This window comes from Rhodoglobus sp. G.S.4 (genome assembly GCF_056619605.1).
In genome coordinates, this window is record NZ_CM152748.1 from 675731 (window position 1) to 689651 (window position 13921).

Genomic DNA, 13921 nt, shown 5'->3' on the forward strand with positions numbered 1-13921 from the left:
ATCCCACATCTGACCTCGTGTCCGCGCGAGTGGAAGCGGTCGAAGTGGTGGATGCCCGACACCGCGCCTCCGCCGGGCGTAATGAATTGCCGCTGGCGAATAGAATGAACGCATGTCTGCTGGCGACTCCTTCTATATTGCGACGCCCATTTTCTATGTGAACGACGTTCCCCACATCGGGCACGCGTACACGGAGGTGGCCGCCGATGTTCTCGCGCGCTGGCACCGTCAGCGCGGAGAAGATGCCTGGCTGCTGACGGGAACCGATGAGCACGGCCAGAAAATTCTGCGCACCGCCGTGGCCAACAACACGACTCCGCAGGAGTGGGCCGACCGCCTCGTTGCCGACTCCTGGCAGCCACTGCTCGAAACAATCGACATCGCCAACGACGACTTCATCCGCACGACCGACGAGCGTCACGAGAAGGCTGTCGCCACGTTCTTGCAGCGCCTCTACGACGATGGCCACATCTACGCCGGCGAATACGAGGGTTACTACTGCGTCGGTTGCGAAGAGTACAAGCAGCTCGACGACCTCGTCACCGCTCCCGACGGCGAATACAAGGGCCAACTCGTGTGTGCGATCCACTCGCGCCCCGTCGAAATTCTCAAAGAGAAAAACTACTTCTTCCGCATGAGCGACTTCGGCCAGAAGCTGCTCGACCTTTACGAAAGCCAGCCCGACTTTGTGCAGCCCGCGAGCGTGCGCAACGAAATCGTGCAGTTCGTCAAGCAGGGTCTCGACGACCTCTCGATCTCGCGTTCCAGCTTCGACTGGGGTGTCAAGGTTCCCTGGGACGAAACCCACGTCGTGTACGTCTGGTTCGACGCTCTGCTCAACTACATCAGCGCCATCGGCTACGGCGTCGACGACGAACAATTCACCAAGCGCTGGCCTGCCGTTCAGCTTGTCGGAAAAGACATTGCTCGCTTCCACGCCGTCATCTGGCCCGCCATGCTCATGGCCGCAGGACTTCCCGTGCCGCGCGCCGTCTTCGGCCACGGCTGGTTGCTCGTCGGTGGCGAAAAAATGTCCAAGTCGAAACTGACCGGTATTGCTCCCAGCCAGATCACTGACACCTTCGGCTCTGACGCGTTCCGCTACTACTTCATGAGCGCCATCACCTTCGGTCAAGACGGCTCCTTTAGTTGGGAAGACCTGAGCGCGCGCTACCAATCAGAGCTGGCTAACGGCTTCGGCAACCTGGCTTCGCGCGTCATTGCGATGGTCAATAAGTACTTCGATGGCGAGATTCCGGCGTTCGGTGAGCTGACGGCATCCGACGAAGCGATTATTGCGACCCAGAAGCGCGCGACCGAGCAGTCGAACGCCTTCATCGATACGTTTGCGATCAACGAAGCACTCTCCGCGGTGTGGGAGCTCGTGGATGAACTCAACGGGTACATCACCGAGCAAGAGCCCTGGGCGCTGTCGAAAGACCCCGCCAACCGCGAGCGTCTCGGCACTGTGCTGGCCACGACCGTGAACGGTTTGGGCACGCTCGCCATTTTGCTTTCGCCGGTGCTGCCCAAGGCAACCGAGAAGCTGTGGCAAGCGATCGGTGGTTTCGGCGAACTGCGCGAGCAGCGCATCGATACTGCCCAGAACTGGTCGAACAGCGGTCGCGTGACCGCGCTCGAATCGTCGCTGTTCCCCCGCATCGAAGTGGATGCCGAGAGCGGCACGGCGTGACCGAACCGTTCATCAGGCAGCGTCACCGCAGCGCCGACGAGAAAGCCTCCGAGAAGCTGCAGTATCCGCCGCTGCCCGACCCTCTTGAGGGCGTTGTCTATGACAATCACACTCACCTCGAGATTGCTGACGGCGGGCCCGATAACCAACTCGACTTTCACGAACACCTGGCGCGGGCAGCCTCGGTGGGCGTTCGCGGCGTTGTGCAGGTCGGCACGGATGTCGCGACGAGCCGCTGGTCGGCCGAGCTCGCGGCCACCAACCCCCGTGTTCTCGCAGCGGTAGCAATTCACCCCAACGACGCTCCTGAGCTCGAAGCCGCAGGGGAGTTGGATGCGGCGCTCGCCGCGATCGACGAACTCGCCGCGCTTCCTCGAGTGCGCGCCGTCGGCGAAACCGGTCTCGACTTTTTTCGCACGGAAGACGAGGGCCGCCCCGCGCAGTTCCGTTCCTTCGAAGAGCACATTGCGATCGCCAAGCGGCACGGCCTTGCGCTGCAGATTCACGATCGCGACGCCCACGACGACGTCATTGAGACCCTGCTGCGGGTTGGGGCGCCGGAGCGCACCGTCTTCCACTGCTTCTCGGGTGATGCAGCGATGGCGCGCATTGCTGCCGATCACGGCTGGTACTTGTCGTTCGCTGGCACGGTCACGTTCAAGAACGCGGCCAACCTGCGCGAAGCTCTTTCAGTGATCGATCGCGACCACATTTTGGTCGAGACCGATGCGCCCTACCTCACGCCGCATCCGCTGCGAGGTCGACCGAATGCTCCCTACCTGATGCCGCACACGGTGCGTGCAATGGCGGCTCACTTGGAGATCGACGAACTCGAACTTTCGGCACAGCTCGCCGCCACCACCGAGGCCGTTTATGGCTCGTGGGATACCGAACTTCCAGAGAATGCAGGCACTCGATGAGCACACTGCTCGGCCCAGCCGAAATCCGCGATCTCGCTGATCTGCTCGGCATTCAGCCCACCAAGAAGTTGGGCCAAAACTTTGTTATCGATCCCAATACGGTGCGCCGCATCGTGAAGGCAGCGCATGTCGTTTCTGGTGAAACAGTGGTGGAGGTTGGCCCAGGGCTGGGATCGCTCACGCTCGGGTTGCTTGAGACCGGGGCATCCGTTGTCGCCGTCGAAATCGACAAACGGCTTGCTGCCCAGTTGCCGCTCACGGTGAGTCAGATGCAGCCGGATGCGCGCCTCACGGTCATCACCGAAGACGCGTTGCGCGTCACCGAGTTGCCCGACGACCCCCGTGTTTTCGTGGCGAACCTGCCCTACAACGTGTCGGTTCCCGTGCTGCTGCATTTCTTAGAGCACTTCGATTCGCTCGATCGCGGGCTCGTGATGGTGCAGGCGGAGGTCGGCAATCGTGTCGCGGCCGGCCCCGGCAGCAAGGTCTACGGTTCGCCGAGCATCAAGGCCGCTTGGTACGGAGAGTTCTCCACCGCAGGCCTCGTGAGTCGTCAAGTTTTCTGGCCCGTGCCCAACGTCGACTCGGTGCTTGTGCGCTTTGAGCGTCGCGAACAACCCGGCACGATTGACGAGCGCAAAGCAACGTTCGCCCTAGTGGATGCCGCCTTCCAGCAGCGTCGCAAAATGTTGCGTCAGTCGCTCTCGAGTCTGCTGGGCAGCTCAACGGCCGCCTCCGAGCGTCTCATTGCGGCTGGTGTCGCACCGACGGCTCGAGGCGAGGAGCTTACGGTGCACGATTTCCTTGCTATTGCGCGGGCGGCCTAGCTAAAATCCTGTCATCGCACTGCACGCGAATCCAGGGTGCGAGTTATTCAGAAGTGGGGCCACTGGCCCGAAGGGAGGGGAAGGTAATGACTGTTTCTGTCGAGTCTTCTTTCGACCCCCCACTCATTGAGGTCACTGCCTAATAGGTCTGCGGTGACCTCCGTTCTGGAGAACCACCTATGTCACTCAGTGACGACACTTTTTCGCAATCTGCTTTATCGTTCTCGTCGGCGACTCCTGGCGAAGATCAGCGTTGGTCAACCTGGCCATCGATCATTCCGTCGCTTCGAGGGCCACGCCCGTGGCCTTCCTGGCTCGTGACGTCCGCCGGCGCAATGGATACGGAGCTTGGCGTGCTCAAGTCGGGCAAAGAGGCCGACGTGTTTCTCATCGAGCGCGCTGTTCCCGATGCTGAATCTGTGTTGTTGGCGGCAAAGCGCTACCGCGGCACGGAGACGAGCGACTTCCATCGTTCGTCGCAGTACACCGAAGGGCGCCGCACTCGGCGCTCGCGTGACAGTCGCGCGTTGCAGAAAAAGTCTGCTTATGGCCGTGCGCTGTCAGCAGGTTTGTGGGCGTCTGCCGAATTCAGTGCGCTGAGCGAACTCCATTCGCGTGGTGCGCCGGTGCCGTATCCGGTGCAGGTTGATAACACTGAGTTGCTGATGGAATTCATTGGCGATGGTCGAGAAGCGGCACCTCGCCTAGCCACGGTGCGGGCGGATGCTGCGGAGCTTGCTGACCTGTGGCATCAAGTTGTTGAACTCATGCGTATTTTTGCGCGGGCCGGGTATGCGCATGGTGACCTCTCGCCGTATAACTTGCTCGTGCATCACGGTCGGGTTGTGGTCATTGATGTGCCACAGATTGTGGACATCGTCAGTAATCCGAGCGGTATTGAGTTGGTTGAGCGCGATTGCCGAAACGTGTGTTCATGGTTTCAGCGCCACGGTGTCGACTGCGACCCTGAGGAACTAGCGGGAGAGTTAATCGCCGAAGCGTTCGGAAGCTAACAATCTTGCCCCGGGTGCTGTGGGGCGTGAGCTCCCGGGGGTAGGTTGTTGTTATGTCGGAACAAACGAACAACATTCCCAGTGATCGCGATGTGCTCGACGGCACCGGGAGGCACCCAGACGAATGGTTCGCCTTTCTCGATATGGCTGGCGCAAGCAAATGGCAGCGCTCGCAGATCATTGACTGGTTTGACGCCAACGCGAGTGAAGTGAGCACGGAATGGGCCGAGTCAGTGACGACGCGTTATGCCACTGCGCGTGGGTTGAGTATTTCCGAGTAGTTTCCGCACCGTAAATTGATTCTCAACTCTCCCGGCTAGAGCGAGCTGGCTGCGATTGAGCGCACAGAACGGTCCGTGACACAAGGTAAGTTTGGTTCATGACTACCGTCCCGGCAGCCTCCTCAATGGTTCACACCCGTGCCCCAGGCAAGATCAATGTCTTCCTCAAAGTGGGCTCGCTCCTTGACGATGGTTACCACGACGTTGCAATCGCCTATCAGGCGGTGTCTCTCTATGAAGATGTTCGCGCTTTCCACGCCGACGACTTCTCGGTTTCTGTTTCAGGAACAGTCAATCTTTCTCGAGTGCCCACCGATGGCTCGAACATCGCGATCAAAGCCGCTCGACTACTCGCTCGCCGCACTGGCTACCGTGGCGGCGTGCGTTTGGAAATCGATAAGCATGTCCCGGTTACGGGAGGCATGGGCGGTGGTTCTGCGGATGCCGCAGCAACGCTCCTTGCCTGTGACGCCCTGTGGGGCACGGCACTCTCTCGCGAAGAAATGATCTCCCTGGCTGCGGAACTTGGCGCCGACGTGCCGTTCTCTCTTACCGGGGGAACAGCCATAGGAACGGGTCGTGGCGACCAACTCAGCCCGGCTCTCGCCAAGGGTCAGTTTCAGTGGGTGTTGGCGCTCGCCGACTTCGGGCTCTCAACTCCGGAGGTCTACGAAGAGCTCGACCGCCACCGCCAGCGTCATTCTCAGGACATCTTTCCCGCCCAGGTGGCACCCATTGTTGAGGCGGATGTGTTGCAGGCGTTGCGTGCCGGCGACCCACATATGTTGGCAGAGTGCCTGCACAATGACCTTCAAGCTCCCGCACTCAAGATGGAGCCATCGCTGGCTTCGGTCATCGAACTTGGCGAAAAGAATGGTGCCCTTGCCGGCGTCATTTCGGGTTCTGGCCCCACCGTCGCCTTCCTCACTGCTGACCTTGATTCGGCGTTAGAACTACAAATTGCGTTAAGCGCAGCCCAAATGACAGTCGTGCGGGCAACAGGTCCCGTGCACGGAGCGCGAATCATCACCGACTAACCCGGCTAGGCTTGCCCGAATGGCACACCTTCTTGGCGCTGAGTCCCTTCATCTTGAATTTCCGACCCGCGTAATCTTCGACAATGTCACGATCGGCCTCGACGAGGGCGACCGTATCGGCATCGTCGGCCGCAACGGTGACGGCAAAACCACCCTCATGCGGATGCTCTCGGGCAAGCTCGACCCCGACGAGGGGCGGGTTACGCGCCGCAATGGCGTGACCCTCGGCATGCTCGATCAGGCCGATGAGCTCGATGGCACCAAAACGGTGCACGAGACCGTGATCGGCGATATTGATGAGCACGTGTGGGCGGGCGACCCCAAGGTTCGCGACGTTATTGCGGGCCTTGCTGCTGACATCCCCTGGGAGGCCAAAGTCGGCGACCTCTCTGGTGGTCAGCGTCGTCGTGTTGCTCTCGCTGCTCTCCTCATCGGTGACTGGGACGTCATCTTCTTGGATGAGCCAACTAACCACCTCGACGTCGAAGGTATTTCTTGGCTTGCTGGCCACCTCAAGCGTCGTTGGGGCACGAACGCCGGCGGGCTGTTGGTCGTCACTCACGACCGGTGGTTCCTCGACGAGATTTGTACCGCAACGTGGGAGGTCCACGATCGACTGATCGAACCTTTCGAGGGCGGGTACGCTGCCTACATTCTTCAGCGCGTTGAGCGCGACCGGATGGCGGCGGCTTCCGAATCAAAGCGCCAGAACCTCATGCGCAAGGAGCTTGCGTGGTTGCGCCGCGGTGCCCCAGCGCGCACGACGAAACCCAAGTTCCGTATTGATGCGGCAAACGATTTGATCGAGAACGAGCCGCCAGCACGGGACAGTGTTTCACTGTCGTCGATGGCGATGCAGCGACTGGGCAAAGACGTTGTTGACCTCGAAGGGGTCACCGTCACGTATCCCGTCATTGATCCGACAACGGGCGTTGCCGGCGAGAAGACGGTGCTGAATGACATCACGTGGCGTATTGCGCCAGGCGAACGCACCGGAATCCTCGGTGTCAACGGTGCCGGAAAATCGACCCTGTTGTCGCTCGTTGCCGGCAGCCTGAACCCGACGAGTGGTCGCGTGAAGCGCGGAAAGACCATCAAGGTCGCCACCCTCACCCAGCAGCTCGCTGAGCTCGAAGACATCTGGAATGAGCGCGTCAGCACCGTCATCGGTCGTCACAAGAGCACCTATGTCACTGGTGGCAAAGAGATGACGCCGACGCAGATGCTCGAGCGCGTTGGTTTCACCAGCACCCAGCTCTCGACGCCGGTGAAGGATCTTTCGGGAGGCCAGAAGCGTCGACTACAGCTGTTGCTTATTCTGCTCTCTGAGCCGAACGTTCTGATTCTGGATGAGCCAACTAACGACCTCGACACTGACATGCTTGCCGCGATCGAAGACCTTCTCGACACGTTCCCGGGAACCCTGCTGGTGGTGAGTCACGACCGGTACCTCATCGAGCGTGTAACCGACCAGCAGTATGCGGTAATGGAGGGCGGCTTCCGTCACCTTCCGCGTGGTGTTGACCAGTATCTCGAATTACGTCACCAGCAGCTCAAGGATTCCTCGGGCAACGCCGCGGGTGCTGCCGCCGGTGCTCCGGATGCCACCGCTGCGAAAGCGAAGCCCAAGCTGGGCGGCGCCGAATTGCGCAACTCGCAAAAAGAGCACGCTGCTGCCAGCCGCAAGATCACGAAGCTGCAGGGGCAGATCGCTGAACTTCACCAGCGGATGGCCGCCCACGACCAGTCAGATTTTGCTGGACTTGGCGCGCTCGTTGGCGAACAGCAGGCCCTCCAAGAGGCACTCGACACAGTTGAAATGCGCTGGCTGGAGCTCGAAGAACTTCTCGCGTAGTAACTACACCGCGGTTGTCGGCAAAGCGACGCTGAGCCGAAACCCATCCGGATGATTTTCGGCGTTCACGCCGCCGCCGTGAGCTTCGACGATGCCGCGCACGATTGCGAGCCCAAGCCCGGCACCGGGTGAGCCACCGCTGTGCTGTTCTGGGGTGCGGGCTTCGGTAGCGCGCCATCCGATCTCGAACATGTGGCTGAGGTCTTCGCTGGCAACGCCGCTGCCCTGATCGAGCACCGAAAGCACGAGGCTGGTGTCGTCGCGCTGGTCGGCGCTCACCAGAATCTGCGAATCGGCGGGTGAGTAGCGAATGCTGTTGGTGAGCAGGTTCACGACAACGCGAGTGAGCTCATGGGGGTCGGCCCAGAGCATCCGACCTTCGACCCCGGCATGGCTGATCTGGATGCCACGGGCCGCAGCCAGTTGGCTCACGTCGGCGACAGCATCCGACACAATATCGAGCAGCTCGATGTTCTCGGGGCGCAGCTTGAGGGTGCCGCTCTGGATGAGCGAGAGCTCGAAGAGATCATCGACGAGACGGTTCATCGTGCCAACTTGGGCTCGAATCTGGCGCAGGTAGTCGCTCGGATCATCGACGGTTCCCGCATCGAGGGCTTCAGCGAGCGCGCTGATGCCGGTGAGGGGTGTGCGGAGGTCGTGGGAGATCCACGCGAAAAACTGGCGGCGAGAGGCATCGAGCCTCGCAATCTCGTCGCGGGCAGCGGCGAGACGTAGGGATGCTTCAGAGAGTTGCGTTGATACCTCGGCGACTTCCTTCCACGTGCCCGAATCGGCGGCTACGACATCCCCGGCACCCACACGGGCCACGGAATCTCGCAGCGCCGCAAAGGCACGGTGAACAGCACGGCCGCTGACTAACGCAGCGACGAGACTCATCAGCGCGGAAATTGCGACCACGCCGAGAACAACTTGCAGGTCGTGGGTGGAGAAATGCATTTGGGCGGTGATGACAACTGTCGAGACGGCGATCGACAGGATCGCGGCAATCACCACAATGGTGAACTGGAACGCGATCGTGCGGCGTCGATTGAGGCGAAGCACGATCATCGCGGCCACCATCACCATGGCGGTGCAGGCGGCAGCGGTGGCAAGAATCTGGAGCAGTTCGTTGGCGTTGAGGATCATGCGGCACCCTTCACACTGAAGCGATAGCCCTGACCCCACTCGGTGAGGAGGTAGCGGGGAAAACGCGGTTCGGGTTCAATTTTTTCGCGCAGGCGACGCACATGCACGGTGACGGTCGAGGCTTCGCCGAAACTCCAACCCCACACCTCACGCAGAATGTCGTCGCGGCTGAGAACCCGATCGGGGTTCTGGAGCAAAAAGAGAAACAGCTCGTATTCGCGGGTAGTCAACGTCATCTCTTTGCCATCGAGCAGAATCTTGCGATGGGCGGGGTCTACCCGAAACTGGCCCAGGGTGAACATCTCGGAGGTGACGTGCGAGCTTCGGCTTCGGCGCACCATCGCATCGATTCGCAGCTGCAACTCACGAAGTGAGAAGGGTTTGGCGATGTAGTCATCTGCGCCGTGTTCCAGACCATCGATGCGTTCTTCAACAGCATCGAGAGCGGTCAGCATGATTATCGGCAGTTGCGGTGATGCCGCTCGCGCTTGGCGACAGAGTTCATCGCCGCCGACGCCTGGCAGCATCCGGTCGAGAATGAGCACGTCAGGAAGGGGACCACGCAGTGCGTCGCGCGCCTGGATTCCATCGCTAATTCCGGTGACGGAATATCCGCGCCCGCGCAGGTATTCGGAGACAACGGAGAGCACGGTGGCATCGTCTTCCACGATGGTCACGTTCGCCTTGTTCTCCATGACCCCAGCCTAATCCGGGCGGTCATGGCGTAACCGGTTTCAATTCTTACGCTCGTGAAACATTCGCCATAGAGGCGGATGCCGGTGCCTAAGTTCGTAGTCGTCAGCGAGTGTCACGCCCGCCGGCATCCTCCACGCACCATCGAACTTAGGAACTCTCCCATGAGAAAAACAGCACTCACCGCATCCGCAATTTTGGCTCTCTCGCTCATGCTCAGCGCTTGTAGCGGTGCAGCAACCGACACGTCAAGCAGTGAACCTGCAGCCCCTGAGGCTTCGCAATCGCAGACTGATGAGGTAACCCGCACCGGCACCTTTGAGGGTGCTGGAGACAAGTCAGTGGCTGGCACGGTCACCGTCAGCGACTCCGAGATCGTTCTCTCGGGTTACTCCTCCGATGAGGGCCCCGACCTGCACGTGTACTTGACCAACGGTTCCGATGAGGATGCCGTTGCAGCGGGCATGCTGATCGACTCGGTTGTCTTCGACGAAGCCAGCCAGACCTTCACGCTTGATGGCGTGGATGTTGCCGGTTACGACACTGTCGTCATCTATTGCGACAAGGTCAAGGCAATCTTCGGTTCCGCTTCACTCTCATGATGAACCGTGCGCTTTCCCTCGTCGCTTCCGTCATCACGGGAGCGGCGAGGGTTGGCCTCGGCATCCTGTGGCTGAATGAAGGATTGTTCAAGCTGAAGGCAGGATTTGGCGGGGCGGACATCGGACTCGTCGTGGACAGCGCTGTCTCCAACAATCGCGTGCCTGACTTCTTCGAGGCATTCACCACCACGTTCCTCGGTGGGGCTCCCGACTTCTTTGGCTGGGCCATCCCGGCTCTCGAAGTTGGACTCGGCATCGCTCTCATCCTCGGTGTGCTGACGTTGCCAGCCGCACTCATGAGTGCGTTTACGCTCCTGACCTACTGGCTTGCCGATCAACTCATCGAGGAGTATCCAATCATGCTCGCCCTCTCGGTAATCACCGCAGTGTTCGCGGTCAGTGCTTCACTGATTTCTGTAACCACGATCGGTGAGAAAATCGTGCTGCGAAAGAACCCAGAATCGCGCTGGTTCGTGGCTCCCGTGCGGCGCTGGCTCTAGCTGTTCGACGCTGGCTCTAGCCGAGCGCCGCTACACCAGCGGCGCGCGCAATCTCCACCGCACCAAGCGACAGCAGCGCGATGACCGCCCACGAGATAAGGGCGACGCCGAGGGCGCGACCGCCAGTGCGAATGAGATTGCCGAGGCTGATCGAGGCGCCAAGCCCAAAGAGAGCCATGCCCAGTACGAGTTCTTGACCGTAGGCAGCTACCTCAAGAAAGCCATCAGGCAACGGCACGAACGTGCGCACAAGCACGGCAGCGAGAAAGCCGACGACAAAGAGGGGGAGAATCGCAGGCCGCTTCGCTCGAGTAAGTTGCGCGGCAGAGTCGATAGACGCTGAGTCAGCAGCAGTGAGGGTGCCCGCGGTGGCCGCCCGGCGGTCGCTGCGGGCAACAACAACCCCCGCAAGAGCAACCATTGGGGCGAGCATCGCAACACGCGTGAGCTTCACAACTACGGCAACGGCAAGTGCAGTTGCTCCCGCAATCTGAGCCGTCGCGACAACCTGACCGACATCGTGAACACTCGCGCCAACCCACATCCCGAACTCGGCAGTATCGAGACCGAGAAGGGGGCGAAGAGCAGGCAGGAGTGCGATAGCGAGAGTGCCGCACAGGGTGACAAGCGCGATCGGAGTCGCAGTGTCGGAGTCTTTCGCGCGCGTCATGCCCGCCATCGCACCAATCGCCGAAGCGCCACAGATCGAAAAGCCAGCAGCAATCAGCATCGGCTGCTGACCGGGGAGGCGCAGCATCCGCCCCAATCCCCACGTGAAGAAAAACGTGATGATGACGATTGCGACAATCATGCCGAGCACCAACCAGCCCAACTCGGCAATGTTCACGAGGCTCAGCTTGAAACCCAACAACACCACACCGATACGCAACAAACGACGGGCAGCAATTGCGAGGCCCGGCTTCACCTCAGAACGCACCGCAGTGCGCCACGGCAGCGCGCTAAACAGGATGCCCAACACAACACACGCGGTCAGCGTCGGGATCGCTGGCACCAAAAAACTGATCAGCAGAGCAAGACCAAAAGCACCAAGTGCAAGACCGAGACCGGGAGAGATTCGCCGGAACGCAGTCTGCTCTTGCGGGCTATTCACCGTCGAGGCTCAACTTTCTGAGCAGCGAGCTCAATCGTTCTTGTTCGAGCGGGGACATACGAGACAGCAACTTAGTTTCATCGTGCACGAGAGAAGTGATGGCCTCATCAACGCGCTCACGACCACTCGCCGTCATCAGCACAATGACGCCACGACCATCGTTGGGGTCAGTGCGGCGCTCCACGAGGCCTCGCGCCACCATCCGGTCGATGCGATTCGTCATCGTTCCACTCGACACCATCGTTTGTTGCACTAGCGCGGTCGGGCTCAACTGATACGGAGCTCCCGCCTTGCGCAACGCCGACAGCACATCGAATTCCCACGGCTCAACACCGGCAACAGCGAACGCCGCCCTGCGGGCTCGCTCCAGATGTTTCGCGAGACGACCAACCCGGCTCAAAACATGCAGAGGCGCAAAGTCGAGGTCGGGGCGCTCACGCGACCACGCTTCGACAATTCGGTCGACTTCGTCGCGTTGGGGCATCCGGTTATTATCTCAGTTTCACAACCCGGATGTGTGCTGTTGCGGCCCCCCGAAACGGCCACAATCGTGTGTGAAGGCTCCGAATCGGGCTAGTTGGACGACAGAGCGCCAATGATCTGGCAGAATTGGTTAGCGCCTTCGGGTGCGGTCCGCTTTGGTGTAATGGCAGCACGGCAGCCTTTGGAGCTGTCCAGTCTAGGTTCGAATCCTAGAGGCGGAGCTTGTTCTTACCTTTTCCCTCACGTGAGGGGGCGTTTTCAGTGCGGCTCATTCAGGGCACAATAGGTCTATGACCGAACACAAACTCGCCGTCATTGTTCTCGCCGCTGGCCAAGGCACCCGCATGAAGTCTGCCAAGCCTAAAGTTCTGCACCGCCTTGCTGGTCGCGAACTCATTGGCCACGTGGTTGCCGCCGCACGCGAGCTCAACCCTGACCACGTAATCGCTGTTGTGCGCCACCAGCGTGACGAAGTTGTTGCCACACTCTCCGAGTTGATGCCCGACATCCTGATCGTTGATCAAGACGATGTTCCCGGCACCGGTCGTGCCGTCGAAGTTGCGGTTGATTCGCTCCCAGCAGACTTCGACGGGGATGTCGTTGTTGTCAGTGGCGATGTTCCATTGCTCGACTCCGTTACCTTGGCGTCGCTGCTCGCGCAACACCGCGCCGAGTCTGCCGCCGCAACAGTGCTCTCGGCAATCCTTGAAGACGCCACAGGCTACGGCCGCGTCGTGCGTGGGGTCGATGGCGGCCTCGACCGCATCGTCGAGCAAAAAGACGCTAACGCCGACGAGATCGCGATCACCGAAATCAATTCCGGCACCTACGTCTTCAGCGTTGGCCCGCTGCGTGAGCAGCTCGTGCGCATCACCACAGACAACGCCCAGGCCGAGAAATACATCACCGATGTCGTCGGCCTGCTACGGGGTGTCGGAGCAATCGTTTCAGCAATGCCCGTCGCCGCCGGCTGGATGGTCGCCGGGGTCAACGACCGCGTACAACTGGCAGAAGCGGCCCGTCGTATGAACGAACTCATTGTGCAGAAGTGGCAGCGGGAAGGCGTAACCATCGAAGATCCGGCCACAACCTGGATCGACGCCGACGTCACTCTCAACCCTGACGTCGAAATTCTGCCCGGCACCCAGCTCAAGGGAGCAACGCTCGTGCTGTCCGGTGCCATCATCGGGCCAGACACCACCCTTGTTGACTGTGAAGTTGGCGAGAATGCTGTCGTCAAACGCACCGACGCGACGCTCAGCGTGATCGGTGCGAATGCATCCGTTGGTCCGTTTGCTTACCTTCGCCCGAACACGAAACTCGGCGTTGGCGGCAAGATCGGAACCTTCGTGGAGACCAAAAACTCCACTATCGGCGAGGGAAGTAAGGTGCCGCACCTCAGCTACATCGGTGACACCGAGGTTGGCGAACAATCCAACATTGGCGCCGGAACTATCACGGCAAACTACGACGGCGTGAACAAGAGCCGAACGGTAGTTGGCTCTCATGTGAGAAGTGGGTCACACAACGTCTTCGTCGCTCCGGTTAGAATTGCTGACGGAGCGTATACCGGGGCAGGGTCGGTCATCCGAAAAGATGTACCGGCAGGGTCTCTCGGTATCAATGTTGCTCCACAGCGCAACATCAGTGGCTGGGTTGAAACCAATCGGGCGGGAACTGCAGCGGCTCACGCAGCCAAAGCAGCAAGCGACGATACTTTGCCTGACCGACCAACGCCGTAACCGCGGCAGAGAGCGAGT

14 protein-coding genes and 1 tRNA gene are annotated in these 13921 nt (G+C 60.4%); 11 read left to right on the plus strand and 4 right to left on the minus strand.

All coding sequences use genetic code 11. From position 1 onward, the window contains the following. Positions 1-112: 112 nt before the first annotated feature. The 7 genes from metG to AC061P_RS03340 all read left to right on the plus strand — a co-directional run bounded on the left by metG (position 113) and on the right by AC061P_RS03340 (position 7626). A complete protein-coding gene (gene metG / locus AC061P_RS03310; protein ID WP_480391821.1) occupies positions 113-1693 on the plus strand; it encodes a methionine--tRNA ligase in 1581 nt (526 codons plus the stop codon). Further along, positions 1690-2613 (plus strand): TatD family hydrolase, encoded by a 924-nt coding sequence (locus AC061P_RS03315; RefSeq protein ID WP_480391822.1) that lies wholly within the window; start codon positions 1690-1692, stop codon positions 2611-2613. Before metG ends, AC061P_RS03315 begins: the two co-directional genes overlap by 4 nt. Beyond that, positions 2610-3440 carry a 16S rRNA (adenine(1518)-N(6)/adenine(1519)-N(6))-dimethyltransferase RsmA gene (gene rsmA, locus AC061P_RS03320; protein WP_449648758.1) on the plus strand — a complete coding sequence of 277 codons (831 nt, stop codon included), beginning with the start codon at positions 2610-2612 and terminating at the stop codon, positions 3438-3440. Before AC061P_RS03315 ends, rsmA begins: the two co-directional genes overlap by 4 nt. 179 nt (positions 3441-3619) lie before the next feature. Beyond that, a complete protein-coding gene (locus AC061P_RS03325; protein ID WP_449648757.1) occupies positions 3620-4453 on the plus strand; it encodes a serine protein kinase RIO in 834 nt (277 codons plus the stop codon). Positions 4454-4506: 53 nt separating this feature from the next. Next, on the plus strand, positions 4507-4734 hold the full coding sequence (locus AC061P_RS03330) for a 4-diphosphocytidyl-2C-methyl-D-erythritol kinase (protein WP_480391823.1): 228 nt from the start codon (positions 4507-4509) through the stop codon (positions 4732-4734). 98 nt (positions 4735-4832) lie between these two features. Further along, the gene (locus tag AC061P_RS03335) at positions 4833-5771 is read left to right on the plus strand and encodes a 4-(cytidine 5'-diphospho)-2-C-methyl-D-erythritol kinase (protein WP_449648755.1); all 939 of its coding nucleotides are present in this window, start codon (positions 4833-4835) and stop codon (positions 5769-5771) included. 19 nt (positions 5772-5790) lie between these two features. Next, positions 5791-7626, plus strand: a complete 1836-nt coding sequence (locus AC061P_RS03340) for an ABC-F family ATP-binding cassette domain-containing protein (protein WP_480391824.1) — start codon at positions 5791-5793, stop codon at positions 7624-7626. 3 nt (positions 7627-7629) lie between these two features. On the opposite strand, the gene AC061P_RS03345 is transcribed toward AC061P_RS03340, so the two are convergent. Both AC061P_RS03345 and AC061P_RS03350 read right to left on the minus strand, forming a co-directional pair. Then, complete coding sequence (locus AC061P_RS03345; RefSeq protein WP_480391825.1) at positions 7630-8772, minus strand: sensor histidine kinase; 1143 nt, start codon at positions 8770-8772, stop codon at positions 7630-7632. Next, positions 8769-9467, minus strand: a complete 699-nt coding sequence (locus AC061P_RS03350; protein ID WP_480391826.1) for a response regulator transcription factor — start codon at positions 9465-9467, stop codon at positions 8769-8771. Before AC061P_RS03350 ends, AC061P_RS03345 begins: the two co-directional genes overlap by 4 nt. A gap of 162 nt (positions 9468-9629) precedes the next feature. On the opposite strand from AC061P_RS03350, the gene AC061P_RS03355 reads away from it, so the two are divergent. Beyond that, positions 9630-10067: a DM13 domain-containing protein gene (locus AC061P_RS03355; protein WP_449648751.1), complete on the plus strand. Its 438-nt coding sequence runs from the start codon at positions 9630-9632 to the stop codon at positions 10065-10067. Then, positions 10064-10567: a DoxX family protein gene (locus AC061P_RS03360; protein ID WP_480391827.1), complete on the plus strand. Its 504-nt coding sequence runs from the start codon at positions 10064-10066 to the stop codon at positions 10565-10567. Before AC061P_RS03355 ends, AC061P_RS03360 begins: the two co-directional genes overlap by 4 nt. 16 nt (positions 10568-10583) lie before the next feature. Here the strand turns inward: AC061P_RS03360 and AC061P_RS03365 are convergent, their stop codons facing one another. Next, positions 10584-11678 carry a YeiH family protein gene (locus tag AC061P_RS03365; protein WP_480391828.1) on the minus strand — a complete coding sequence of 365 codons (1095 nt, stop codon included), beginning with the start codon at positions 11676-11678 and terminating at the stop codon, positions 10584-10586. Then, positions 11671-12162: a MarR family winged helix-turn-helix transcriptional regulator gene (locus AC061P_RS03370; protein ID WP_449648748.1), complete on the minus strand. Its 492-nt coding sequence runs from the start codon at positions 12160-12162 to the stop codon at positions 11671-11673. Before AC061P_RS03370 ends, AC061P_RS03365 begins: the two co-directional genes overlap by 8 nt. Positions 12163-12310: 148 nt before the next feature. On the opposite strand from AC061P_RS03370, the gene AC061P_RS03375 reads away from it, so the two are divergent. Both AC061P_RS03375 and glmU read left to right on the plus strand, forming a co-directional pair. Beyond that, a tRNA-Gln gene (locus AC061P_RS03375) sits at positions 12311-12382 on the plus strand. Between the two features lie 69 nt (positions 12383-12451). Further along, positions 12452-13903, plus strand: a complete 1452-nt coding sequence (glmU, locus tag AC061P_RS03380) for a bifunctional UDP-N-acetylglucosamine diphosphorylase/glucosamine-1-phosphate N-acetyltransferase GlmU (protein ID WP_480391829.1) — start codon at positions 12452-12454, stop codon at positions 13901-13903. Positions 13904-13921: the final 18 nt, after the last annotated feature.